Source organism: Sorangium sp. So ce693, assembly GCF_051521375.1.
Classification (GTDB): Bacteria; Myxococcota_A; Polyangia; order Polyangiales; family Polyangiaceae; genus Sorangium; species Sorangium atrum.
Window position 1 is genome coordinate 226,056 of sequence record NZ_CP150347.1, and the last position, 25,051, is coordinate 251,106.

Here is a 25,051-nt window from a genome sequence, read left to right on the forward strand (position 1 = left end):
GGCTGAGCCGCAACCCCGGTCGGAAGCGGCTGAACCTCAACCCCAGTCCGGATCTGAACCTCAACCCCGGTCGGGATCTGGTCGGTGGTGGAGTGAGGTGGATTACGCTGAACCCAACCCCGGTCGGGGATCGGGGATCGCGAACCCAACCCCGGTCGGGTCGAACCGCCAACCCAACCCCGTTGCTCGCCCTTTCCGTTTCGTGGTGTGCTGGGGCGCATGGTCGCCTCGAAGCTCGTCGCGGTCCTCTCCACATGCACCCTCGCGCTGGCCGCCGCCGCGATGGGAGGCTGTACCGCCTCGGACGGTGATCCAGAGCCAAAGGCAGACTGCTCACCGCAGGGACAGAACCAGTTCCTGTTCGAGCTGATGAAGGACGCCTATCTCTGGTACGACACCGTACCCGACGTGGACTACCGGGCGTATCCCTCGCCCGAGGCGCTGCTCGTGGATCTCGTCACCGAGCCGCGAGACCGCTGGAGCTACATCTCGAGCAAGAGCGTCGACGACGCGTTTTTCCGGGAAGGACAGACCCTCGGGTTCGGCATGCGGTGGAGCTTCGACCAGGAGAACAGCCTCCGGTTCGCGATGATCCAGCCGGGCTCGCCTGCCGGAGAGGCCGGCCTCCGGCGGGGCGACGCGGTGGTGGCGATCAACGGGATCGACGTCGAGCAGGTCGTGAGCGACGACCTCTGGGAGGAGCTCGCAGGCCCCGACGAGGAAGGATACGAGATGTCGCTCACGATCGAGCGCGCGGACGCCGACCCCTTCACGGTCGCGCTCCGGAAGGCGTGGTATGGCATCACCACGGTCGTGAGCCCGCGTGTCGTGCAGGCAGGCTCCGCGACCGTCGGATATCTCATGCTCACCACCTTCATCGAGCCTTCGGTGAGCGAGCTCGACAGCGCCTTCGCGCTGTTCAGGGAGAGCCAGGTCGACGAGCTCGTGCTCGATCTGCGCTACAACGGAGGTGGGCGCCTCTCCGTCGAGAGGCACCTCGCGAGCCTGATCCACCGGCCGGCGGAGGCCGGCGCGCTGCTCGACATCACCGCGCACAACGACAGGCACGTCGACTGGGACAAGCGGGAGACGTTCGAGGATCTCGACCAGCCGCCGCTCCCCCTGTCCCGGCTGGTCGTCATCACGTCCGGCGGGACGGCCTCCGCGAGCGAGACGCTGATCAACAGCCTGCGCGCCTACATGGACGTGAAGATCGTCGGCTCGACCACGCACGGCAAACCCGTCGGCATGTACGGATGGGACAACTGCGACATGGTCGTGCACCCGATCGCGTTCCGGGTGCTCAACGCGAAGGAAGAGGGCGACTTCTACGATGGCTTCCCCCCCGACTGCGCCGCCGACGACACGCTCAGCGCAGAGCTCGGCGACGCGGGCGAGACGTGCCTCGCCGAGGCCCTGCACCTGCTGGAGCACGGCGAGTGCTCGACCGCGGCGCAGCCGGACGGGGCGGGCGAGCGCCGCGCCTCGCCGCCGCGGGAGATCCCGTGGCGCGGCCTCCGGCGCGAGGTCGGCGCGCTCTGACGCGCGGCCGCGCCGGCCAAGCGCGGCGCGGTGCCGTCGAACGCGCCCGCGGCGCCCCGGCGCGAAACACCGCCGCTCCCGGCTTGACACGCTGAGCGGCTTGACGGAGATTCCTCCGCCATAGCGGAGACTGGGCCGCGGCCAGGAGGGAATGTCATGAGCCTGCAACTCGGAAGCATCGCGCCTGATTTCGAGCAAGAGTCCACGCACGGGACCATCCGATTCCACGAGTGGGCCGGGAGCTCGTGGGTGATCCTGTTCTCGCACCCGAAGGATTTCACCCCGGTCTGCACGACCGAGCTCGGCGCGGTCGCCAACCTCAAGGCGGAGTTCGACAAGCGCGGCGTGAAGCCCATCGCGCTCAGCGTCGACGACGTCGACTCGCACAAGCGCTGGTCCGTGGATATCGAGGAGACACAGCGCACGAAGCTGAACTACCCGATCCTCGCCGACGTGGACCGGAAGGTGTCGGGCCTTTACGGGATGATCCACCCGCAGGCGAGCGATACGCTCACGGTGCGCTCGGTGTTCGTCATCGCTCCGAACAAGAAGATCCGCGCGACGTTCACGTACCCGGCGAGCACGGGGCGCAACTTCGACGAGATCCTGCGCCTCATCGACTCGCTCCAGCTCACGGACAGCCACTCCGTGGCGACGCCCGCGAACTGGAAGGACGGCGATGAGGTGGTGATCGTCCCCTCGCTCCAGGACCCCGCCGTCCTCGCGCAGAAGTTCCCCAAGGGGTACAACGCCGTCCGCCCGTACCTGCGCCTCACCCCGCAGCCCAACCGCTGATGCGGCGTGGCGCCGCCCGAGCGCGGCGCCGCGTCGACGCGTCGACGCGGCGCCTCGCCGCGCTCGCCCTGGTGCTGCCGGCGGCGTGCTCGCGCGCGCCCGCGCCCGAGGCGCTCGGGGCGAGCGGCAACGGGCCGAAGCCGGCGGCGCGGGCCGCCGGCGCCGGCTGGAAGCTCGTCCACCACGAGACCTTCGATGCGCCGTTCCAGGAGCCCGCGGCGTGGACCGAGGATCGGTATGGCGACGAGAGCCCCTATCACGTCGACGTCTTCGACGAAGATGGTGAGTTCTTCTCCGCGCGGGGCGGCGAGGTGTTCCGGGAAGGGCTGCGGAGGTTCCGATCGTTCCGGAAATCCTTCACGTACGGCGAGGGCGGCTGGCTCACGGTCGAGCTGTACGGCCGCGACAGCGACCGCGATGGCGTCCCCGAGACAGGCGGCCGCTTCGAGGCGGTGGGCGGCAAGGCGAGGCTCGTCTCCACCCGCCATTACGACGGCGCGATCCTCCGCTCGACCGCGCCGCTGCCGCCGCGGTACCGCGTGGAGGTGACGGTCTCGAACATCGACTTCGGCGGCCTGCGCGAGGGCAGCTGGACGCACGGGGGCAAGACCAACGGCTACGACGGGGACGAGCTGGCCGACCCGTGGCGGTTCAGCGATCGCAGCACCGCGCCGCGGTCGGCGATATTCGATAATGGTGTTTACTTTCTCTGCGTCACCGATTATCCGCGGCCGGCCCCTCACAACAACGTCTTCATCCATCACCACCGGAAGGTCGTGATGGACACCGACAGCAACTTCGGAGAGGACGGCCCCTGGTCGGCGGTCTGGAACCCCTCGACCGGCCGGGCCGAGCAGGATGGATCACGCTATGTGAGCATGATCTGGCTCCGCGGCGATGCGTTCGGGAGCCCGTGGACCGGAAATGGGTTCACGTCGTACACAGCGGCCGGGTGGAAGGACGGCCCCATCTTCGTGGACAAGTACCTCGACAGGGAGGCTTACGTATTCACCGTCGAGCGCGACGGCCGGGGCTATGCGATGTCCGCGGCGGGCAGGTTCCACCACGGCGGCAGCACGACGTACGCCGCGCGGAGGGACTTCCGCGAGCCGCCGGTGACGTGGCACTACAACCAGCGCCCCGACGAGCTCGAGGCGGAGCGCCACGGCGAGACGGTCGATTTCGGCGAGACCTTCGAGACCTGGCCGGCGGGGTCGGCCTACCCGGATCACTTCTTCTTCGGTGATCCGCACATCAACTATTACGAGGGCACCGCCGAGTTCGACGACGTGAAGCTCTACCTGCCGGACGACGGCTAGCGCCTGTTCGGGCGGGCGTCGCTGGTCGGGCGGGGCTCCGGCGGCGGCGGTCTCACCCAGACGATCCGGCCCCGAGCCTCCGGTCGAGCGCGTTCACTTGGGCGTGCACCCCGGCGAGAGCGTCAGGAGCGGTCCCGGTGTGCAGGAGTCCAGGCCGAGCCGGAGGTCGGCCACCAGGTGATCGAGCGCCAGAAGGGGCGCCGGCGCCTCGGCATACCCGTAGAGGTGCGACGTCTCGAGACCGTCGCGGCGCAGGTGCACCGACGTTGCGCCGCCGTCGGCGCAGTCAGGGCAGCCGTAGCGGTCGTCGAGGGCGACGCCCGAGAGCGCATCCTCGATCTCGTCGAGCTTTCGCGCGCCTTCGTCCGTCAGCGTCGCCAGGTTCGAGCGGGGACAGCCCTGGTTGTGCGTGCAGGCCTTGAGCGAGAGCTCGGCGCCGTCGCGGGAGACCGTCGTGATGCACTCGCCGGAGCAGAGCCCGAAGGAGTATTTCGTGGAGAGCCAGATCCCCTCGGCGTCGGACGAAGCGCCGAGCGACTGTTGCCCCGGTGCCGACTCCTCCTCGGAGCCGAGAGCGCAGCCGGCGGCGAACGGGAAGCTAGCGACCAGCACAAGGACCTTGAAGAGCGTGTTCGGTTTCATGCCAGCACCAGACGGCAACCCGTGTGCCACGAGCCAGGGCGCCTCACGTGGCTCCGGTGCAGGCAGCGTCCTGCGGCCGGGCAGAACAAGGCTGCACGCCCGCCCGGCTGCTCGGCGAAGGCAACCTCGCCAGAAAGCGACAGGCGGCCTGGCTCAGCCTACAGGCATCGATGTCAGACCTCGCACTTTTTGCCAGCGAAGCGGTGCTGATCCCACGGCAGCTCGATGCGTTCGCCGGCAGGCGTCTCCACGGTGACCGGCGCTGCGCCGAGCGCGGCGACGACGTGCATCTCTTCCTCACCCGTGTTCACGATCTGGTGCGGGACACTCGCCGGTACGATGAGCGTCGAGCCCGGGCCGAACGTGAGGGCCACTCCATCGATCTCGCATGTCCCGGAGCCGCGGAGGACGACGATCACCTCCTCACATGCGTGCCGGTGACGCGGCGTTTGCGCGCCCGGCGCAACGGTCTGCATCCACACCTCGAGCGTCCGGAGGCCGTCGCGAGGGCCGGCGAGGGTCTGGTGGGCGAGCCCGGGCAGGCTGAGCTTCTCGATCGAGGCGATGTTCAGGACAGTCATGGGTTGATCCTCCACGGCAGCGTCGGGCGCGGGTCTGCCCATCGCGACAGGTCGTCGCGACAGGCCGCCCTGCTCGCTGGATACGGCAGCCCTCCGCCGCCGTTTCGCTGGCCGAGCAGAAATGTCGATGGGGTTCCGGGAACCAGGCGCGGGCGATGCCGCCCCGACGTCGCCGCGCCGCGCGCCGATGTCGGCTCAGCCGCCTGCGGCCGCGACGATGTCGCGCACGAGCGCGGCCAGCTCGTCCGGCTGCGACAGGAACGGTGAGTGGCCTGCGTCGAGGCGCCGCACGTCCCTCGCGCGCTGCGACATCGCCTCCTGCGCGAACAGCGGGATGGCGTTGTCGCGCTCGCAGATCACGTACGTGGAGGGCAGCTCCTGCCAGGCCGCGGCCCCCAGCGGCTCCGTGAAGGACGCCTTGGACTGGGGCCGCAGCGCCGTTGCCGCGGCGGCTGCGACCTCGTCGCTACAGTCGTTGTAGAAGATGTCGCGCGCGCGGTCGGGCATCATCGTCCGGCCATCCGTGGAGGTGATCCACCACGGCGGCTCCTGGCCTCCGATCGCCGAGAGCAGGGATTCCCCCGGGCCGAGCATGAACGCGCACAGGTAGACGAGGTGGGCGACGTTGCCCGCGCGGGCCGCCACCTCCGTGACCGGCAATCCCCCATAGGAGTGCGCGACCACGACGGCCTCGCCTGGCGCCTCGGCCAGCGCCGCCCGCACCGCCTCCGCGTCCGCCGCGAGGCTCCCCGGCTCGCCGGCGGCGGGCCCGACGCTCGGCAGCTCTGGCACCCGGACGTCGAGCCCGCAGGCGAGCAGCCGACACGCGACCTGGGACCAGCAGGACGGGCCGTGCCAGGCGCCGTGGACGAGTACGACCGATGAGATCTTCCGCATGTGCTCCTCCTCCGCAGCTCACGGCGGGACGGAAGGACGCTATCCGACCCCCTCGAGCGACACCAGCGCGCGTCGCCCCCAGCGCTGAGCCCGCTGCCCCAGCGCCTCCTCCGGCCCCGCGCGCCTCCGCCCGCCATGCCGCGGGAATCCCGCGGCGCCGCGCCGCACCCGAGGCGCGCCCTCGACCGCGGCGCGGGATGGAGGTATACCATTAATCGGAACGTAATTCCGAATAGTGGAACTGGCATGGAGCGATCCGGGACGGTCGACAAGGCGGTGCGCGCCCTCGAGGCGCTGCGCGAGGGGGGTGGCAGCGCTTCGCTCTCGGAGCTCGCGGAGCGGCTCCGCATGCCGAAGGCGACCCTGCACCGGCTGCTCGCGTCGCTCGCCGCGCACGCGCTGGTGGAGCAGGACGGGGAGGGGCGCTACCGGCTCGGCGTCGGCCTCATCCGGCTCGGTCTCGGGGCGCAGGGGCTCGACGCGGTCGCGCGCGTCGCGAGGCCCGAGCTGGAGCGGGCGGCGCGCGCCTTCGGCGAGACGTTCTTCCTCGTCGCCGCGCGCGCCGGCAGGCTCGTCGTGCTCGACAAGGCGGAGGGCACGGGGCTCCTTCGCGCGACCCCCACCGTCGGGGCCGAGGTTCCGGTCGACGTCACCGCGAGCGGCCGGCTCTACCTCGCGCACGCGCCGGAGCTCGTGGGCGCCTCGGGCGCGGACCCCGCCACGCTCCGCGCCGCGCGGCGCGCGGCGAAGCGCGGCCACGACGTCAACGAGGGGGAGTGGATCGACGGGCTGACCGTCATCGCGGCCCCGGTGCTCGCGCGAGGCGGCCTGCACGGCTGCGTCGCCTGCGCCGCGGCCGCCCAGAGCCTGCGCGGCGATCGTCGTGACGCCGCGGTGAGTCACACACGCGACGCCGCCGAGCGGGTCGCGCGCGCCCTCCAGGGCGAGGGCAGGAGGTGAACGGCATGAAGACATGGATTGATGGGCGGATCGTCGACGCCGCGGACGCGACCGTGAACGTGACCGACCACGGGTTGCTCTACGGCGACGGCGTGTTCGAGGGCATGCGCGTCGCTGCGGGGCGCGTCTTCCGGATCGAGCGCCACCTCGCGCGGCTCGAGATCGGCGCGAGGGCGCTCGGCATCGCGCTCCCGCGCTCGCTCGACGGGCTCCGCGCCATCGTCGAGGAGACCGCGCGCGCGCACGGCCAGCCCGAGGCCTACGTGCGCCTCGTTGTGACGCGCGGCGTGGGCCCGCTCGGCGTCGACCCGACGACCTGCGAGCGGCCGGGGCTTTTCTGCATCGTGGGGGCCATCCGCCTCTTCGACGACGAGCAGCGGCGGCGCGGCCTCGAGCTCATCACGTCGAGCCACAGGAGGCCCAACGCGGACGCGCTCGACATGCGGATCAAGAGCCTGAACTACCTCGGCTCCGCGCTCGCGAAGCTCGAGGCGAGGCAGCGCGGCGCCGACGACGCGCTGCTCCTGAACGCGCGGGGCCACATCGCCGAGGCCTCCGTGGCCAACGTGTTCGCGCTCCGCGGCGACGTGCTCGCGACGCCGCCGGCCACCGACGGCTGCCTCGAGGGCATCAACCGCGCGGCCGTCATGGAGCTCGCGCGCGACATCGGGCTCACGGTCGTGGAGCGCTCGATCGGGCGGCTCGACGTCTTCGCCGCCGACGAGGCGTTCCTGACGGGCACCGGCGCCGGCGTGATCGCCATCCGGAGCCTCGACGGGCGCACGATCGGCCGCGGCGAGCGCGGCCCCGTCACGGCCCGCCTGACCTCGCTCCACCGGCAGCTCGCCGAGACCGAGGGCACCCCGTTCATCGCGGCGCCCGGCGGCCCGGGTTGAACGAAGGCGCGGATTAACCGGTTCACACTTTCGGCACTCGGCACGTCGGCTCGCCACCGCTCCCGCGAGACCTGGTCGCCGCGCGGGAGAGCGCGTCAGCTGTCGCGGGCGATCTCCGCGAAGACGCCGCGCAGCCAGATGTGCGCCGGGTCCTTCGTGTGCCGCTCGTGCCACACCTGATCCACGGAGAACCCGCCGAGCTCCACGGGCGGCTTCATGACGTGCAGCTCCTCCATCTCCGCGAACACGCGCGCGATGCGCGCCGGCACGGTCAGGACGAGGTCGGTCTGGGCCACGATGTGGGCCGCCACCAGGAAGTGCGGGATCTGCAGCGCCACGCGGCGTGAGAGCCCTCGTTCGGCGAGGACCTCGTCGACCCGGCCTCCCCCCTCGCCGCGCGGGCTGATGAGCGCGTGCGGCAAGCTCGTGTACGTCTTGAGCGTGAGCTTGCCCCGCACCGCGGGGTGGTTCCTTCGCACGACGCACATGTAGCGCTCCTCGATGAGCCTTTGCCGGTAAAACCCCGCGGGCAAGGTGGGGAGCAGGCCGATCGCGAGATCGACCTTGCCGGTCTCCATGGAGCTCCACATCTCGCTGTCGTAGGGGCGCGCGACGAGGTCGATGAAGGGCGCCTCGGAGACGAGCTTCTGCACGAGCCGCGGCAGCAGGATGAGCTCCACGTAATCGACCGTGGCGACGGTGAACGAGCGGCGCGCCGTCGCGGGCTCGAAGCGAGGGCTGCGCGCGACCGTCGCCTCGATCTTGGCGAGGGCCTCGCGGATGGGGCCGATGAGCTCCTGCGCGCGCGGCGTCGGGATCATCCCCCGCGGCGTGCGCACCAGGACGGGATCGTCGATCAACACGCGGAGGCGCCCGAGGGCGTGGCTCATCGCCGACTGGCTCAGCCCGACGCGCGCCGCCGCGCGCGTGACGCTCCCCTCCGCCAGCAGGGCGTCGAGGACGACGAGCAGGTTCAAGTCGATGGAAGCGAGATGCACGGGATGCATGGGGCCCATGCTACTAATGAGTTGGAAGCGCGCCATCGGCCGACCTAAACGTTGGCCATTGAACCGGCACGGTCACTGATCTCACCGCGAGAGGTGAGGGGATGCCGCCGGTCTTCGCACCCATGTCCCGCTTCGATCTCCCGAGCACGCCCGCGGAGCCGGGCACACGGCTCCTCCTCGCGCCCGCTCCGCCCGCCGTCATGGCGATACCCGGCGATGCCGCAGGCCGATCAGCCGGAGAATGTCGTCTCGTGATCCTGCTTGTAAAGGTTCGTTAGGAAGTCAGATTTGTGCTGCGAACGTTTGTGAACGTTGCCATGTCTGGTCCGGTCCGCTAAGTAATCGCCGCCTGAGATCGCCTGTGGCGCGATCCCCGTAGGGGGTCGTATCGAGGCGGAGCGGCCCGAGCGCGCTTGTCGCATGGAGCGCGCGAGGACCGGGCCTCGAGCCTCCGGCGTGCCTCCAACGCCGCGCGGATGGCCTGGATCGGCCATCTCGCCCGCGGCGCCGGCGCCGCGTCGGCCGCCGGCCGTCATCGTAGCGCCAGGTCGGTTTCACCTGTGTTTCCTCGGCGCTGCCGCCGGACGGCGCGCCGCATCCATGAACACCGTGGTTCGGAATCGGTGTCGAACAACAGTAACAGGAAGAGAGCGCGTCATGCCAAGTCCGAGATTGAGTTCCTTGATCCTCGCTCCCATCGTCTCTGTTTCCCTCCTCGCCTCGTGCGCCCCTTCCGCGCCGGAGGGCGAGGGCGAGGTAGAGCCCCTCGGCGCCGCGTCGAGCGCGCTCACGGCTCAGCAGCGGCTCGCGGCTTGCGACCAGGATCCTCGCGTGATCGCCGGGCTCGTCACGAGGGAGATCTGCGCGGGCGCCGATATCTTCTTTCGCGAGACCTTCGAGGGCAACGGCCGCTCCTGCGGGACGTGCCATCCTGTCGGAAACAACTTCACGATTGACATCCCCTTCATCGACGCTCTGCTCGAGGACAACCCCCTCGACCCGCTGTTCGTCTTCGAGCAGGACCCGGATCTGACCGATCTCGAGACGCCCGAGCTGAAGACGCTCGGCCTGATCCGCGAGAACATCGATGGCTTCGACGATCTCGACAACAAGTTCTCGATGCGCGCCGTCCCCCACACGCTCTCGCTGGCGACGAGCATCACGCCGGATCCGGTGGACGGGATAGCGAGCCCGCCGGTCCATCGCACGGGCTGGTCGGGCGACGGCGCCCCGGGCACCGGCTCGCTGCGCGAGTTCCTCACCGGGGCGATCACGCAGCACTACCCGACGGATCTCGGCCGCGTGCCGGGGGTGGCCTTCCGGCTCCCGACGGCGCAGGAGCTCGATCTGACGCTCGCCTTCCAGATGAGCCTGGGCCGGACGAACGAGCTCAACCTCACGCAGGTGAACCTCGCCGATCCCGAGGCGAACGAGGGGCGGCAGGCGTTCCTCGACCCGGCGCGGGGCCGCTGCAACGTGTGCCACGCGAACGCGGGCGCGAACCACCTGGACACGGGGCGCAACCGCAACCTGGACACGGGCACCCGGAAGGCCCCCGCGACCGGCACCATCGGCGCGTTCGACGGCGGCTTCGGCGGCAGCGGGCTGGCCTCGCCCAACATCGATGTCCTGGACATCGGCTTTCTCAACGGGTTCGGCGACGGCACGTTCAGCACCCCGCCCCTCATCGAGGCCGTGGACACGCCGCCGTTCTTCCACACGAACGCCTTCGGGAACCAGATCGAGGGCGCGGTGGCGTTCTACCTGTCGAACTTCTTCAAGGACTCGCCGGCCGGCCTGGAGCTCGAGGCGCGGTTCGGCAGCCCCATCCAGTTCCCCGACACCGACATCACCAAGATCGGGCGGTTCCTCCGCGTGCTGAACGCGGCGTTCAACCTCGACATCGCGAAGCAGCGCCTGAACGCCGCCCAGGTGCTCGTCCAGCAGTTCCACGACACGCGCGCCGACATCCAGAGGCGCCTGATGGAGCTGGCCGAGGCCGAGATCGACGACGCGCTGGAGGTCCTCGACGCCGGCGGCACGCCGCTGCACCCCGTCTCCACGGATCGCCTCCAGCTGGCGAAGACCGAGATCGCGGCGGGCCTCTCGGCGGCGACCTGGTCGCAGCGCCAGGGCCGGATCTCGAACGCGATCTCGCGCGTCCAGAACGCGCGCGATCAGTTCGGATCGAACATCAACTTCCAGCTCGGCAAGGGCAACCTGATGTACTAGCGGAGCGCCAGGAGCCCTGTCAGGGCGCTGACCCAGCGGTCCAGGCGACACGCGGGCGGCGCCCCGGGTTCGTGTCCCCGCGGCTGGCGAACGCCGCACAAATCGGTAGCTTACGGGCCCCGGCATGGCCGGTATGCCAGGTGCCCTGCGCTGATGTTGTCCGGTTCACGTCCTGATGTCGGTTCTCTCGCTTCGCCTGAAACAGGGCGCTCCCGCGGGGGCGGCTCTCTCCTGCTGCGGCTCCTCGGGCTGAGCTGGGCGTACCGCGGGCGCGTCCTCCGTGTCCTCGGCTACCAGATCGTCCTGCTCTCGCTGGGGCTCGCTGGGCTCGGCCTGACCGGCCTCGCCATCGACATCCTCCGCCATCGGCTCGATCCGTCGAACCGCCTCCCCGAGCTGCCGGCCGGCCTCGGCCGGCTGGTCGACGCCGAGCGTGAGCCCATGCGCGCGGTCCTCTCGATCGGCGCCGCCATCCTCGCGATGGCGGCCGCGCGCGCGGTGATCAACTACGGCTACGCGCTCTCGGTGGGCCACCTCGTCCACATGGAGATCGTCCCGGATCTCCGGGCGCGGGTGTACGACAAGCTCCAGCGGCTGAGCTTCCGGTTCTTCGACGCCAACAAGAGCGGCTCGCTCATCAACCGCGTCACCGGCGACGTGCAGCTCGTGCGCTCCTTCGTGGACGGGGTGCTGCTCCCGAGCGTCATCATGGTCCTGTCGCTCGGCGTGTACGTCGCGTACATGCTCCGCGCGCACGCCCTCCTCACGCTCGCGTGCCTCGCCCCGACGCCGCTCCTCTGGATCACGAGCACGCTCTTCGCCCGGTGGGCGCAGCCCGCCTACCTGCGCAACCGGGAGCTCGTGGACCGCATGGTCCTGAGCTTCACGGAGGGGCTGCAGGGCATCCAGGTCATCAAGGGGCTCGGGCGAGAGCGCGAGGCCCATCGCCGCTTCGACGAGCGCAGCCGCGAGGTGCGCGAGCAGCAGCAGGAGACCTTCCGGACGGTCAGCGTGCTCAGCCCGACCATCGATCTGCTCGGGCAGATCAACCTCGTCATCCTGCTCGGCATGGGCGGGCTGCTCGTCACGCGCGACCGGATGACGCTCGGGCAGCTCGTGGTGTTCGCCGGCATCCTGCAGCAGTTCTCGGGGCAGATCGCGAGCATGGCGACGATCGTCAACACCGCGCAGCAGAGCCTCATCGGGGCGAAGCGCGTCTTCGAGGTGCTCGACACCCCCGTCGAGATCACGAGCCCCGAGGCGCCGGCGCGCCCTGCCCGGGTGGAGGGGCGCCTCGTGTTCGAGCGCGTCACGTTCGGGTACGATCCGGAGCGGCCCGTCCTCCACGACGTCCACCTCGACGTCGCGCCGGGGCAGTTCGTCGCCGTGATCGGCCCGACCGGCGCGGGCAAGAGCACGCTGCTCAGCCTGATCCCGCGCTTCTACGATCCGACGTCGGGGCGCGTCCTCCTCGACGGCGTCGACCTCCGGCGCCACGACCTCGACCACATCCGTCGGCGCATGGGGGTCGTCTTTCAGGACAACTTCCTCTTCAGCAACACGGTGGCGGCGAACATCGCGTTCGGCGCCCCGCACGCGACGCGCGAGCAGATCGAGCGCGCCGCGGCCGTCGCCTGCGCCGACGAGTTCATCCGGGAGCTGCCCGAGGGCTACGACACCGAGCTCGGCGAGGCGGCGGCCAACCTCTCGGGCGGCCAGCGGCAGCGGCTGGCCATTGCGCGCGCGGTGCTGCTCGACCCGCCGCTGCTCCTGCTCGACGACCCGACCGCGGCGGTGGACGCGAGCACCGAGCGCGAGATCCTCGACGCGATCCTCAGCGCGACGCGGGGGCGGACGACGATCATGGCGACGCACAGGGCGCACCTGCTCCGCCGCGCGCACCAGGTGATCGTGCTCGATCGGGGCCGCATCGCCGAGCGGGGGACCCACGAGGAGCTGCTCCGGCGGCGCGGCCACTACGCGAGCGCCCTCGCGCTGCACGACGCCCACGCCTCCGGGGCGCGGGCGGACGACACCCCCTCGCGCCGCGCCGCCGCGGGCGCGCGCCCTGCCGAGGACCCGGCGTGAGCCGCGGAGTCGACGCGCCGAGCCGCCCCGCGACGACATCGGGAACGGCCCGCTCCGCGGCCGAGGCGGCGCCGATCGACGTGCGCCTCGGCCTCGCGCGCGTGGCGCTCGACGACGAGCGGGACCAGCACCACCGCACGCTCGATCTCGGGCTCGTGCGGCGGGTGTTCGCCTTCACCCGCCCGTACGCGCGCAAGCGGAACGCGCTCTTCGCCCTCGTGGTGGTGAGATCGATCCAGCTCCCGATCCTGACCTGGGCGGTCGGCGCCATCATCAGCGGCCCCGTGGCCCGGCGCGACGCGCGCGCGACGCTGCTCGCCGTCCTCGGCTTCGCGGCGCTCGTCCTCTTCACCGAGATCGTCTTCCACTACCGCGCGCGGCTCGCGCTCGAGCTCGGCGAGGCGGTGGTGTTCGACATGCGCGATCGGCTGGAGGCGCACCTCCTGCGCATGCCGATGCGCTTCTTCGTGAAGACGAAGGTGGGGCGCCTCATCGGCCGCATGACGTCCGACATCGACGCGATCCGGGTGGCGGTGCAGGACGTCGTGTTCGTGAGCACGGTGAACCTCGGCACCATGGCCGTCGCGATGGCGCTGATGGCCCACGCGCACTGGCAGCTCTTCCTCGTGGTGGTCGCGATGGTCCCCGTCTTCTGGGGGCTGATCGTCTATTTCCACAAGCGCCTCGGGGCAGCCCACCAGCGCGCGCAGGAGAGCTTCACCCGCGTGACCGCGACGCTCGCCGAGTCGGTCACGGGGGTGCGCGTGACGCAGGGCTTCGTGCGGCAGGACATCAACGGCGGGCTGTTCCGCGCGCTGATCTTCGACCACTCCCGCTACAACATGGATGCGGCGCGCCACTCGGCGGCGTTCCTTCCGCTCCTCGAGTTCAACGGGCAGCTGTTCCTGGCCGTCCTCGTGGTCGTCGGCGGCTATCAGGCCCTCCACGGCGCGATCGAGCTGCGCGTGCTCGTGGAGTTCTTCTTCCTCGCGAACCTCCTGTTCAACCCGATCCCCGTCCTGGGCAACCAGTACAACCAGGCCCTCACGGCGATGGCGGGGGCCGAACGGCTCTTCCGCGTGCTCGACACGGCGCCCGACTGGCCCGACGAGCGCGGCCTCCCGGCGCTGCCCCCCGTGCGCGGCCGGATCGTGTTCGAGGGGGTCCACTTCGCCTACGATCCGGGCAAGCCGGTGCTCCACGGCGTCGATCTCGTTGCCGAGCCGGGGCAGATGATCGCGCTGGTCGGGCACACGGGCAGCGGCAAGACGTCGATCCTGAACCTGCTCGCGAAGCTCTACCTGCCGACGGCGGGGTCGATCACCGTCGACGGGCACGATCTCGCGGCGACCTCGTCCGCCTCGCTGCGGGCGCAGCTCGGGCTGGTGCTGCAGAGCAACTTCCTCTTCAGCGGGACGGTGCTCGACAACGTGCGCCTCGGCAACCCCGCCGCGACGGACGCCGAGATCCGCGACGCGGCGCGGGGCCTCGACGTGCTCGACATGCTCGACGCGCTGCCGGACGGCCTGCGCACCGAGGTCGGCGAGCGCGGGACGGCGCTGTCGCTCGGGCAGCGGCAGATCGTGTGCTTCCTGCGCGCCATGGTCGCCAACCCGCGCATCGTGCTGCTCGACGAGGCGACGAGCGCCGTGGACGCGCTCACCGAGGCCCGGCTGCAGGCGGCGCTCGGGAGGCTCTTGCGGGGGCGGACGAGCTTCGTGGTGGCCCACCGGCTGAGCACGATCCGGCACGCCGATCGCGTCGTCGTGCTCGACCACGGGCGGGTCGTCGAGCAGGGGACACACGCCGAGCTGCTCGCGCGGGGAGGCGCGTTTGCGGCGCTCCACCGGGAGCTCGTCCACGAGGGGCCGGCGCCCGTGGAGGGGGCGCGCGGCGTCAGACGGTCAGGCGACCTCTAGGCGGACGGGGACGTTGTTGCGCGTGGCGTTCGAGTAGGGGCAAACCTGGTGCGCCTTCTCGACCAGCTGCTCGGCTTGCGACCGCTCCAGGCCCGGCAGCGCGATCCGAAGGCCGATGTCGAGGCCAAACCCGCCCTCGGAGCGCGGGCCGATGCCGACGCTCGCCGTCACGGTGGCCTCGGCCGGGATCCGGGCCTTCTCCTGCGCGGCCACGAACTTGAGGGCGCCCAGGAAGCAAGCCGCGTAACCCGCTGCGAACAGCTGCTCCGGGTTGTTCCCCTCGCCGCCAGCGCCGCCGAGCTCCTTCGGCGTCGAGAGCTTGACCTTGAGAGCACCGTCGGCAGTGGCAGCGTGGCCATCGCGGCCGCCATGGGCCGTGGCTTGCGTCGTGTACTTCACGTCAACAGGCATTGGAGCATTCCTTTCGTGGCGATGGGCTCGGTCACGGGCAGCTCGCCCCCGCCGGGCACGGCCCGACCGGGCAGCGCCGTTCGGGTACGCTCCCATAGTGCCCACTTTCCTCCCGGGCAACCGCGGGAGGAGACGCCACCCGGAAATCACGCCAGGCATCGACCGCGCGGCGTCATCCGCTTGTAATCGGCTCGCAGTCCGCTTGCAGTCCGCTGGCGGCTCACGGACCAGCCCAGGTGTAGTCCAGCGCGGAGAGGTCGGGCGCCCCGACCGGTATCTCCCCGGTGAAGCCGAGCGTGACGAGCTCGAGGCGGTTGCCGAATGGATCGTTGAAATAGAGCGACGCCTGGCCCGGCGGTCCGAGCCGCGTGGGGCCGTACGTCGGCACCGAGGCCGCGTTCAAGCGCTCCTTCCACGCAAGCAGCTTCCCGGGCGCGACCCAGAGCGCGCAGTGCGGATGATCCGCTTTGCGGGGCGGCTGCCCGATCGGCGACTCGAAGAGGTCGAGCCGCGGCCCCCCGGCGAACACGACCGAGAGGTGGACCCCCCGCGCGATCTCGTCCGCAGGCCGCCCCATCCGCTCGAGGAACGGGACGTCGACGCGCATCATCAGGCGCGCGCCGAGCAGCCCGACATAGAACCGCTCCGCCACCCGGAGATCCGAGCACGGCACGGTGAGGTGATCGACAGCGCGCAGCTTGCCGCCCCACGGCGGAAGCAGGCGATACGCAAGGTGCGACCAGGCGAAGAACAGACGCATCCCCACGCCTATCGCCTTTCGCTGGACCCGGGCGGCGAGCGGCGCGGTGGTGAGCTCCAAGGACATCATGCATTTCCTCCATGCGATGGGAGTCAATCAATCAGTTGATTGACAATACGCGACGGCGGCCGGACGGTCAAGGCGCGCGCCGCGGGCGCTTGCTGGGACCGGAGGAAACCTGTAGCTTTGCGCGGGCTTGGCGAAGATGAGAAGCGCCGCCGCGGGCGGCAAGACCTCGTCCACGGAGCTCGGTGCAGCGCGGCGGCGCGACCTGCTCGAGGCGGCGTATACGCTCATCGCCGAGAAGGGCCTCGAGGGGCTGCGGACGCGCGACATCGCGGCGCGCGCAGGGGTCAATATCTCGACGCTGCACTACTATTTCGGGACGAAGGACGAGCTCCTCGCGGCCATCGTCACGCACGTGACAGACAAGTTCGTGGAGGCGCAGCGACGCCCGGCAGGCCAGGGCGCCGCGGGCCCGGCGGACGCGCGCGCGATCCTGAGAGCGCACCTCGAGAGCGCATGGCGCACCTTCCAGGACAATCCGCACCTCGCGGCCGTGCTGCAAGAGCTCTCCGTGCGCGCGCAGCGCGACCCGGCGGCGCAGGCGGCGCTCCGCGCCGTCCACAAGGAGTGGAACCTCGCTGTCGAGCACCTCGTGCGGCAAGGCGTGCGCGGCGGACAGCTGCGCTCCGATCTGGATCCTCGCGCCGCGGCCCGCGTGGTCACGTCGTTCATCATCGGCGCCATGACCCAGCTCGGGATCGACTCCGAAGCGTTCGACTTCCACCTCGTCTCGGACGAGCTCGATCGATGGCTCGCGCCCGCGGACGGCAAGCGGGCGCGCAGCCGCGGGTGAGCGGCGCGACAGCCGTCGAGCGGCGCAGAGGCGCTCCCCGCCGCCTCACGTCAGCTCGAGCGCGCGTCGATGCGCGCGCCCGGGCGGCTCACCGCTGGCCCTCGGCGCTGCAGCGGGAGAGCGCGTAACGCAAGGCGCTCTGGAGCACGCCGAAGGTCTTGAACCCGCCATCCGCCGCGCCGAGCTCCGTCATCGTCCGCGCGATCTCGGGCGAGATCCCCGAGACGAGGCAGCTGCTGCCGAGGAGGTTCGCCGCGCGCACCACGGCGAGGAGGTGAGCCACCGTCGCGGCGTCCACCGCGCTCACGCCGGTCAGGTCGAGGATGGCGAAGCGCGCGCTCGTCCGCACGATCTCGGTGAGCAGCCGCTCCATGATGTCATTCGCCCGCCCGGTCTCCACGGTCCCGATGATCGGCAGCACGAGGACCCCCTCCCACGCCTGGATGATGGGCGTGGACATGGCGCGCATCGTCTCCTGCTGCTGCCGCATCAGCGCCTCGGCGCGCTCGCGCTCGGCGTTCTCCGCCGCGAGAAGGCGGTTCTTCTCCTCGAGCTCCTCCGCGTGGATGGCCCGGCGCTGGAGCGCCTCCCTGAGCTCGGCCTCCAGCTGCTTGAAGGGCGTGATGTCCCTGATCGTGATCGCGACACCGTCGCTCAGCGGGATGACCTGATGCTGGAACCACCGATCCTTGTGCAATGGACTGTCGCTCAGCTCCTCCTCGAGGAGCCGCTCGCCGGTCCGAGCGACGCGCGCGTACTTGTCCAGCTGCTGGCGCGCGGCGGGCGAAAGCTCGCTGAGCCGCTTGCCGACGATCTCCTCGCGGGGCATCGACATCCCCGCGAGGGCCCTCTGGTTGGCGTCGGTGATCACGAAATCCACGAGTGTCCCGGCCTCGTCGAGCGCGCTCCGGAGCACGAAGAAGGCGTCCAGGCTCCCTTCGACCGCCGCCCGGAACCGGGACTCGGCCTCGATCAGCGACTCCTCCGCGCGCTTGCGATCGGTGATATCACGAGCGACGAAATAGACGAGCTCCTCCTCCGGGTGAACCGACGAGTTCCACTCGATCCATCGGTAAGAGCCGTCGCGACACCGGTAGCGGTTCGTGAACGTCACGCTGCCGCTGCCGCCGAACACCTGCGCCGACTCGGCCAGCGTGCGCTCTCGATCGTCGGGGTGCACGAAGTCGATGAACGGCGTCGACAAGAGCTCTTCGCGCGAGAACCCGAGCGTGCGCTCCCACGCCTGGCCAACCCGCTTGAAATGCCCGTCAAAACCGGCGGTGCCGATCAGATCCACGGACATCTCGAAGAAGCGGCCCAGCTCGTCCGTTTGCCACGCTTGTTTCATGGTAAATTCCATCGCTATCAGATCCGGCGTCCACGATCGAGCCTATGGCGCGACGCGAGGCCCAGCGCTGCGGACGAGCCTGCCAACGGTCGAGGGGTGCGCGCTGGGCGACCGCGCTCCCGGTCAGCCTCACTCGACGCCTGAAGGAGAGAGCCCCTTGATGAAACACATTGCCATGCTGGCTTCCCCGGGCTTCACGTCGCTCGAGATGCCGCGCTCGCCCGACGCGGCCGGTCAGCTCGCGCGGAAGGCGCTGTAGAGCTGGTCGCGCCACGCGATCAGGTCGTCGTAGCGATCGCGCAGGTCGGGGTCGGAGAAGCACCGCCGGCTGGCGGCGCCGAGCTTCAGCTGGGCGGGCGGCGCCACGTTCACGAGGACCTGGCTCACGGCGATATCCGCAAATGTGAAGCGGCCGAGGAGCGTCGGCGGCGCGTCTCCGGACGGCGCCGCCCGCGCGAGCGTCTCGCGGATCTCCTCCAGCACGGCGACCTGCGTTTGCCGGTGCGCCTCGCCGTCGGCTTTGTCGCCTTCGTACTTGCGGAGGGTGCGGGCGACGCCCAGCGCTCCCAGCCGCGAGGCGAGGGGGCGGAGCGCGCGGCGGATCGGCCTCGGCGCCATCTCGGCGAGCGCCTCGTCGTCGGCCAGCATGCGCCTCAGCGCACGGGCGCGCCCGGCGGCGAGGCCGCGCTCCGATAGATCGATGAGCCGCGCGATGTCGGCCTCGTGCTCGACGGGGAACAGGGTCGGTCCCGCGCCGCGCCCGTCCGCCCAGCGCGCGATGTCGGCCGAGTCCCCGAGCACGCGCCCGTCGTCGGTGGTGAGCACAGGCACCGAGACACGGCCTGTGAGCCGCCGGAGCTTCACCCGGAGCGCCGGCTCACCGACGAGCGGCAGGTAGTGCCGGAAGGTGTAGGGGACGCGCCGGACGTCGAGGGCCCAGCGGGCCTTCTCGGTCCACGGCGAGAAAACGAGGCCAAGTAGCTCGGTCATGTCGCCGGCAGACTACCACACTGGCGCGCGCCTCCGGCCGAGCGCTTGCGGGCGGAGGACGCGGCGCGCCGGTCGGCCCTCGGGCTCACCGCGCGCGATCTCCCGGGCAGGCGTCGACCTCGTCGACCTCGTCGATCTCCACCCAGATCGACTCGGGATCGTCGAACCCCTTGAGCCGGAACGCGCCCGCTCGGCGGAAGTCCGCGCGCGACGGGTCGGGGAGCGCGGCGGCCGCGGAGCGCGAGAGCGTCACGCGGCCGGGGCGCGGCAGGCCGAGCCCGGAGCCCGGCTCGTCCATGCGATCTTCCTCGGTGACCGCCTCGATCCGGAAGAGCCGGTGGACCTCCCTGCCGATGACGTCGTGATCGCTCATTCGCACCCAGCCCCAGTGGACGACGAGGCGCAGCTGGGCAGGGTCGTCGATGGTGCGACGGAGCATGCGGGCCGCGTCGACGGCGCGGGCCACCGTGGGATAGACCGCGAGGTACCCATCGCCGGTCCCCTTCAGCAGGCGCGGATTCGTCGCCCCTCGGAGGGAGCCGCGGAGCCGGTGAAGGTGGTCGACGAAGCCAGTGTCGCCGATGCTGCGGATCATGTGGGTCGACCGGACGATGTCGATGAGCAGCATCGCCACCTCCACCCGGTCGGTCGGCTCCGTTTCCTCCCGCCGCTCGTCGGGGAAGAGCTCGAGGAGCGTGAGGTGGAGATCGTCCCAGTGGATCCGCTCGAGGTGCGCGCTGAGGCGGGCGAAGGTGGGGGAGGCGGCGATCGCCCGCCGCGCGGCCTCAGGGCCCTCGCCGTCGGCGACCTCCGTCGAGAGGCGGTCGAGGAGGGAGAACACCTCCCCGGCGATCTCCTCGTCGGCGTCCGGGCGCCGGAAGAGCTCGCGCTGGACGTCGACAACGAGGTCCCAGTGGCGCGGCCAGGGCTCCCCGTGGCCGATGACCACGTGGCGGATCGCGTGGAACGGGCCGCCGCCGGGGAGCGGCTCGATCAACGCGCGCAGGGAAGGGTGGATCAGGTAATACCGCGAGCGCGGCAGCTCGTGGCGCGAGCCGACCACGGCGTCGTGCGGCTGGCGAAAGCGCTGGACCTGGCGCTCGGTCCTCGGATCGGCGCCGAGCACCCCGAGGAGGCCGCACTCGAAGAGCTCGCGGAACGGGTGGTAGACGTCGTCGGCGTCCCGGCCGTGGGCGTCGTAGTACGCGCGATCGACCTCATGAAACTTGCACCAGACCTCGACCACCTCGTCGTGGGTGAGGACGTCGCAGGGCAGGAGGCCGAGGAAGCGAGCCCGCTTGTCGCGGTGACAGAGCACCTCGAGGAAGACCCGCATCTCGTCGAAGATGTTGGCCACGAGCAGACCGGCGCTGGTGCTCTGCACGATCTGCGTGAAGGTCCGCTCGTCGAGGGCCGTTCGGTTGCGCGAGATCTCCGAGGCGAGGATCACGAGGTCGCGCGGCCGCCCGAGGGTGTGGCGGTGGAGGAAGTCGAAGGTCGACTCGCCGCGGGCCGAGCGCCCCGCGCTCACCACGTCGAGGTGGATGAACTCGCGGAGCGGCAGCCGCTCGTAATAGTACGTGAGCTTCTCGAGCAGCTCGAAGAGCTCGTGCTTGGCGTAGCGGAGCGTCGACGTCGCGCCGTAGAGGTTGGTCTTGATGTCGGACTCGTAGGCGGAGAACGCCTCCTCGCGGATGGTGGCGAAGATCTTCACGTGCCTGTTGGCGTTCATCAGATCCCACGCGGCCTCGATCATCCCCGCTTGCATGTGGATCCACGCGGCCCGCGGGAGCCGCCGGAGCGCCTGATCGAGCTTGTCGATGAAGATGTAGACGCCGCTGTGGAGCGAGCGGAGCCGCCGCTCGAGCGGGCGCTCCATCGCGTCGACCACCTGGTTGATCTGGCGAACGGTCAGCGAGAGCAGCTCCTTCAGCACGATGGTCGGCTCGACCGGCCGGCCCTCCAGGAGCCCGCGCAGGCTCCGGGGGAGCGGCGCCAGATCCACGGGATCGGCGGCGCCGGCGGCCGCGGACTGGTAGGAGACGATCGACATGCGGAAGCTGAAGCTCCAGAGCCGCTTGCACTCGTGGAGACCCGACATGAGGTCGGTCCGGGTCTGATCGACGCTGGGCAGATCGCCCATCAGATCGAGGTACGGCCGCCCCTCCGGGATGAACTGCACGGCGGCGTGGCGGCGCTCGCGGCCGGTCGCCGCCAGGTAGATCTCGCTGAGGACCGAGCGCTTGTACGTGAGGAGGAGGGTCTTGCCGAGCCCCTTGCTCCCCGAGACAAAGTGCTTGTTGGCGCTGTCGAGGAACTCGCGGACCACGGCGTTCTTGAAGGTCAGGTCCTTGAGGGCGCCGATGTCGATCTGGTTGGCGTCCGAGGCCCAGCTCTGGTTGACGGGGGGCTCGGGCGGCCCGCCGGAGGGCCGGGGCGGGGGCGGATCCGGCGGGCGCCCGGCGAGCGCCCGGAGCGCCTCGAGGAGCTCGCGGGCGGAGGTGAACCGGCGGTCGAGGTCGCGGTGGGTCGCGCGGGCGAACCAGGCGTCAAAGCCGCTCGGGACGTCCGCCAGCCGCGACGGCGGGACCGGGACATCGAAGCAGATCTTGTGGACGAGCTCGAAGAGCGACTCGCCGCGGAAGGGCCGTTGCCCGGTCATGCACTCGTAGGCGATCACGCCGATCGACCACAGGTCCGCGCGGAGGTCGACCCCACGGGCGTCGGCGATCTGCTCCGGGCTCATGTAGCTCACCGTGCCCAGGGTGGCGCCGGCGTCCGTCTGCGGGGATCCTTGGGGGTCGAGCCCGAGGTCACCCAGCTTGACGATCCCGAAGTCGAGGACCTTGCAGAGAGGGCCATCGTCGTCCTCGACGAGGAAGACGTTGGCCGGCTTGATGTCGCGATGGATGATCTCCATGCGGTGGGCCTTGGCGATGGCGCTGCAGACATCGCCGAGGATCGCCGTCGTCCCTTCATAGGAGAGCGGCCCGCGGGCGATCCGCTGGGCCAGGTCCTCGCCGCGAAGGAGCTCCATGGCGATGTAGGGCACCTGCGTGGCTGCATCGACGTTGAAGTCGAGGAGCTGCACGACGTTCTTGCTCCGCAGCCTCGCCGCTGTCTGCGCCTCGCGGAAGAAGCGGGCGCGCGCCCTCTCCGTGCCGACGATCGCCGGATCCATCAGCTTGAGCGCGACCGGCTCGCCGAGGCGAAGATCGGTTGCCCGGTAGACCCGGCCCATGCCTCCCTTCTTCAGGAGCTCGTCGATCCGAAAGTGCTGGCCGACGACATCCCCCGGGCCAACGCCCCTGGCCCCGGTCGAGTCGCTCCCGCGAGCGGATGCCTTCGTGGGCTGGTGCGGACGGTGGGCACTCTCATCCGACATGTCGCCCAGCGTACCAGCCTTGGCGCCTCAGGAGAACCTGCGCGCCCGCGCACTACCAGCCCAGCCCGATGCGCAGCGGCAAGAACACAGCCATCCCGATCACGATGGTTCCGAGGATGCCGCGGCGGGAGAAGTAGTAGGCGCCGGCCGCGATGCTCGCGGGCAGCCGCGCGTCCTGGAAGGTCGCGATGAGGTGTCCCTGGGTCATCACCACCTCGGGCACGATCACGGCCGCCAGGGCTGCCAGCGGCGCGTAGCGCAGTCCGCGCCTGAGCCAACCTGGCATCGGCAGATCCCGGTCGGGGTACAGGAAGAAGGCGCGGGTGAACGCGGTGATCAGCGAGAGGCCGAGGATGGCCACGAGGGTCTCCCAGGCGCTCATCGTCCGGCCTCTTCGCTCACCTTGCGCGCGCGTCGTTGCGCCTCCTCGGCCGCCTCGAGGCCCAGGCCCACCGCGACCGCGGCGGCGATCGCGACGAGGATGTTGAGCTTCAGCGGCAGCGCGTAGGCGGCCACCGCGGCGCTGGCGGCGGTGCCGGCGGCCAGCCAGGTGGCCCTGTCCTGGAGCAGCGAGCAGGTGATGCCCAGCAGCGCGAGCACGCCGGCGAAGCCCAGGCCCCATTCGACCGGGATCACGTTGGCCAGCGCGATGCCGCTCAGCGATGCGCCTTGCCATGCAGACCAGTTCATCGCAACGCCGCCCCAGAAGTAGGGCTCCTGCTCGGGCGCCGGCTCGATCGCGGGGAAGCGCTCCCTGAAGATCACGTAGTTCAGGTCGCCGCTGAAATAGCCGCACAGGCACCGTCGCCACCTGGGGAGCCGCGCGAAGTAGGGCCGCCACATCGCGCTGAAGATCACGAAGCGCAGGTTCACGCAGGCGGCGGTGGCCCAGACGACCCAGAGCGGCGCGCCGGACGCGAGCAGCGGCATCGTGGCGAGCTGCGCGCTGCCGGCGAAGACCACGAGCGACATGAGCACCGCGAGCGGCGCCGTGAGCCCGCTCTTGACCATCGCGACGCCGGTCACAAGGCCCCAGGCGGCGACGCCGGGCGACACGTGCAGCATCTCGCGCGCGCCGCGGCGAAACTCGGGGTGGCGCGCGGTGGCGCGGGCGAAGGACATGGGCCGCTCGGGGTCAGGAAGTGTCCAGGCGGGGTACGAAAGTCAAGGCCGCCCATCCAGGACGCCTCCCGTTCAGGGCGGCCTGAACCGCGGTGCTCTCGCGCCGCGCCCCGGAGCAGGGATCTCGTGGCGTGGGCCCGGGCGCGCGGCGCGATCGACCTCCTCGAGGCGCTCGGCATACCCCGTGCAATCACGGTGCCTCATGCGCTCCGGTGAGCCCAGGCTCTGGTCGTGGGATCTCCGGCGAGCGGGTCGCGATGAGCAGTTCGAGCGCACACCGAGCCGTGGGTCCGCGTCGGCGCCGGCTCGTCGAGCGGTCGTCGCGGGAGCAGGGTAGCCGCGAAGGGGGGAGATGCGTCCGTGCGAATCCATCATCTGAACTGCATCTCGACTTGCCCGGTCGGCGGCGCGCTGATGGACGGGCGGACCCTGGGGCTCCGCGGGAGGCTGACGTGCCATTGCTTGCTCCTCGAAACGGAGAGCGGCCTGGTCCTCGTGGACACCGGGCTTGGGCTGCTGGACGTCTCGATGGCGAGGAAGCGGCTCAGCCGGTTCTTCCTCTTCCTCGTGCGACCGGAGTTCCGCGCCGAGATGACCGCGCGCCGGCAGATCGAGCGTCTGGGCCTTCGACCCGAGGAGGTCCGCCATATCGTGCTCACCCACCTCGATTTCGACCATGCCGGCGGCCTCGACGATTTTCCTGGAGCGCAGGTCCATCTGCTCGCCGACGAGCGTGACGCCGCGGTCGCTCGGCGGACGCTCCTCGACCGGATGCGCTACCGGCCGGCTCAGTGGTCGACGCAGCCGAACTGGATCGCCTACCCCTCGGGCGGCGGCGAGCGCTGGTTTGGCTTCGAGGGCGCGCGGCCGGTGGGTGGTTTGAAGGACGAGGTGCTCTTCGTCCCGCTCATCGGTCACACGCTGGGCCACGCTGGCGTGGCTGTCCGGAGCGACGGCGGCTGGCTGCTCCTCGCCGGCGACGCCTACTTCTATCACCGAGAGATGGACCCGGTTCGGCCGGCGTGCACGCCGGGTCTGCGTCTCTATCAGTTCATGATGGAGAAGGACCGCGGCGCGCGGCTCGAGAACCAGCGACGGCTGCGCGCGCTGCGCGAGGAGCGCGGCCACGAGGTAAGGCTCGTGTGCTCTCATGACGTCGTGGAGTTCGAGCGCATCACCGGACGAAGCCATGCTGTGCCGGCCGGAGCGGGGAGGGGCGTGCCCGAGCCACCGCTGTGGATCCCCGCTTCGGTCGCGGGCGCGCGCTGACCGCGCACAGCAGGCCAGGGCGGCTCGTG

21 protein-coding genes are annotated in these 25,051 nt (G+C 70.7%); 10 read left to right on the forward strand and 11 right to left on the reverse strand.

What is annotated here, in order from left to right; translation table 11 throughout:
- Positions 1-219: 219 nt before the first annotated feature.
- The 3 genes from WMF14_RS00875 to WMF14_RS00885 all read left to right on the forward strand — a co-directional run bounded on the left by WMF14_RS00875 (position 220) and on the right by WMF14_RS00885 (position 3,656).
- A complete protein-coding gene (locus WMF14_RS00875; protein WP_437798324.1) occupies positions 220-1,542 on the forward strand; it encodes a S41 family peptidase in 1,323 nt (440 codons plus the stop codon).
- A gap of 156 nt (positions 1,543-1,698) precedes the next feature.
- Entirely contained in the window at positions 1,699-2,337 is a 639-nt protein-coding gene (locus tag WMF14_RS00880; RefSeq protein WP_437798325.1) for a peroxiredoxin, read from the forward strand.
- Positions 2,337-3,656, forward strand: a complete 1,320-nt coding sequence (locus WMF14_RS00885; protein WP_437798326.1) for a hypothetical protein — start codon at positions 2,337-2,339, stop codon at positions 3,654-3,656. Before WMF14_RS00880 ends, WMF14_RS00885 begins: the two co-directional genes overlap by 1 nt.
- Positions 3,657-3,749: 93 nt before the next feature.
- Here the strand turns inward: WMF14_RS00885 and WMF14_RS00890 are convergent, their stop codons facing one another.
- The 3 genes from WMF14_RS00890 to WMF14_RS00900 all read right to left on the reverse strand — a co-directional run bounded on the left by WMF14_RS00890 (position 3,750) and on the right by WMF14_RS00900 (position 5,776).
- The gene (locus WMF14_RS00890; RefSeq protein WP_437798327.1) at positions 3,750-4,298 is read right to left on the reverse strand and encodes a hypothetical protein; all 549 of its coding nucleotides are present in this window, start codon (positions 4,296-4,298) and stop codon (positions 3,750-3,752) included.
- A 173-nt stretch (positions 4,299-4,471) separates the two neighbouring features.
- The gene (locus WMF14_RS00895) at positions 4,472-4,921 is read right to left on the reverse strand and encodes a cupin domain-containing protein (protein ID WP_437798328.1); all 450 of its coding nucleotides are present in this window, start codon (positions 4,919-4,921) and stop codon (positions 4,472-4,474) included.
- 153 nt (positions 4,922-5,074) lie between these two features.
- Positions 5,075-5,776, reverse strand: coding sequence for an alpha/beta hydrolase (locus tag WMF14_RS00900; protein WP_437798329.1), 702 nt, complete (start codon positions 5,774-5,776; stop codon positions 5,075-5,077).
- Positions 5,777-6,022: 246 nt separating this feature from the next.
- Here WMF14_RS00900 and WMF14_RS00905 point away from each other — a divergent pair, with 246 nt between their 5' ends.
- Together WMF14_RS00905 and ilvE are read left to right on the forward strand one after the other, a co-directional pair.
- Positions 6,023-6,736, forward strand: a complete 714-nt coding sequence (locus tag WMF14_RS00905) for an IclR family transcriptional regulator (protein ID WP_272097235.1) — start codon at positions 6,023-6,025, stop codon at positions 6,734-6,736.
- 5 nt (positions 6,737-6,741) lie between these two features.
- Positions 6,742-7,632: a branched-chain-amino-acid transaminase gene (gene ilvE, locus WMF14_RS00910; RefSeq protein ID WP_437798330.1), complete on the forward strand. Its 891-nt coding sequence runs from the start codon at positions 6,742-6,744 to the stop codon at positions 7,630-7,632.
- 95 nt (positions 7,633-7,727) lie between these two features.
- Here ilvE and WMF14_RS00915 read toward each other — a convergent pair whose 3' ends face one another.
- A complete protein-coding gene (locus WMF14_RS00915) occupies positions 7,728-8,639 on the reverse strand; it encodes a LysR family transcriptional regulator (protein WP_437798331.1) in 912 nt (303 codons plus the stop codon).
- Between the two features lie 681 nt (positions 8,640-9,320).
- Here WMF14_RS00915 and WMF14_RS00920 point away from each other — a divergent pair.
- The 3 genes from WMF14_RS00920 (at position 9,321) to WMF14_RS00930 (ending at position 14,878) form a co-directional block, all read left to right on the forward strand.
- Positions 9,321-10,871 (forward strand): hypothetical protein, encoded by a 1,551-nt coding sequence (locus tag WMF14_RS00920; protein WP_437798332.1) that lies wholly within the window; start codon positions 9,321-9,323, stop codon positions 10,869-10,871.
- 153 nt (positions 10,872-11,024) lie between these two features.
- Entirely contained in the window at positions 11,025-12,959 is a 1,935-nt protein-coding gene (locus WMF14_RS00925; RefSeq protein ID WP_437798333.1) for an ABC transporter ATP-binding protein, read from the forward strand.
- Complete coding sequence (locus tag WMF14_RS00930) at positions 12,956-14,878, forward strand: ABC transporter ATP-binding protein (RefSeq protein WP_437798334.1); 1,923 nt, start codon at positions 12,956-12,958, stop codon at positions 14,876-14,878. The genes WMF14_RS00925 and WMF14_RS00930 overlap by 4 nt, the downstream gene beginning before the upstream one ends.
- Here WMF14_RS00930 and WMF14_RS00935 read toward each other — a convergent pair.
- Positions 14,864-15,289 carry an organic hydroperoxide resistance protein gene (locus WMF14_RS00935; protein ID WP_272097241.1) on the reverse strand — a complete coding sequence of 142 codons (426 nt, stop codon included), beginning with the start codon at positions 15,287-15,289 and terminating at the stop codon, positions 14,864-14,866. The two genes, WMF14_RS00930 and WMF14_RS00935, sit on opposite strands and share 15 nt — an antisense overlap.
- 220 nt (positions 15,290-15,509) lie before the next feature.
- Positions 15,510-16,118 carry a VOC family protein gene (locus tag WMF14_RS00940; RefSeq protein ID WP_272097243.1) on the reverse strand — a complete coding sequence of 203 codons (609 nt, stop codon included), beginning with the start codon at positions 16,116-16,118 and terminating at the stop codon, positions 15,510-15,512.
- 136 nt (positions 16,119-16,254) lie between these two features.
- Between WMF14_RS00940 and WMF14_RS00945 the strand changes: the two genes are divergently transcribed.
- On the forward strand, positions 16,255-16,908 hold the full coding sequence (locus tag WMF14_RS00945) for a TetR/AcrR family transcriptional regulator (protein ID WP_437804445.1): 654 nt from the start codon (positions 16,255-16,257) through the stop codon (positions 16,906-16,908).
- A gap of 88 nt (positions 16,909-16,996) precedes the next feature.
- On the opposite strand, the gene WMF14_RS00950 is transcribed toward WMF14_RS00945, so the two are convergent.
- The 5 genes from WMF14_RS00950 to WMF14_RS00970 form a co-directional block, all read right to left on the reverse strand.
- Complete coding sequence (locus tag WMF14_RS00950) at positions 16,997-18,256, reverse strand: PAS domain S-box protein (protein WP_437798335.1); 1,260 nt, start codon at positions 18,254-18,256, stop codon at positions 16,997-16,999.
- 234 nt (positions 18,257-18,490) lie between these two features.
- Entirely contained in the window at positions 18,491-19,246 is a 756-nt protein-coding gene (locus tag WMF14_RS00955) for a glutathione S-transferase N-terminal domain-containing protein (protein ID WP_437798336.1), read from the reverse strand.
- Positions 19,247-19,331: 85 nt separating this feature from the next.
- Positions 19,332-22,631: a P-loop ATPase, Sll1717 family gene (locus WMF14_RS00960; RefSeq protein WP_437798337.1), complete on the reverse strand. Its 3,300-nt coding sequence runs from the start codon at positions 22,629-22,631 to the stop codon at positions 19,332-19,334.
- A 52-nt stretch (positions 22,632-22,683) separates the two neighbouring features.
- Entirely contained in the window at positions 22,684-23,013 is a 330-nt protein-coding gene (locus tag WMF14_RS00965; RefSeq protein WP_437798338.1) for an AzlD domain-containing protein, read from the reverse strand.
- Positions 23,010-23,753 (reverse strand): AzlC family ABC transporter permease, encoded by a 744-nt coding sequence (locus WMF14_RS00970; protein WP_437798339.1) that lies wholly within the window; start codon positions 23,751-23,753, stop codon positions 23,010-23,012. Before WMF14_RS00970 ends, WMF14_RS00965 begins: the two co-directional genes overlap by 4 nt.
- 360 nt (positions 23,754-24,113) lie before the next feature.
- Between WMF14_RS00970 and WMF14_RS00975 the strand changes: the two genes are divergently transcribed.
- Complete coding sequence (locus WMF14_RS00975) at positions 24,114-25,022, forward strand: MBL fold metallo-hydrolase (RefSeq protein WP_437798340.1); 909 nt, start codon at positions 24,114-24,116, stop codon at positions 25,020-25,022.
- The last annotated feature ends 29 nt before the right edge of the window (positions 25,023-25,051 follow it).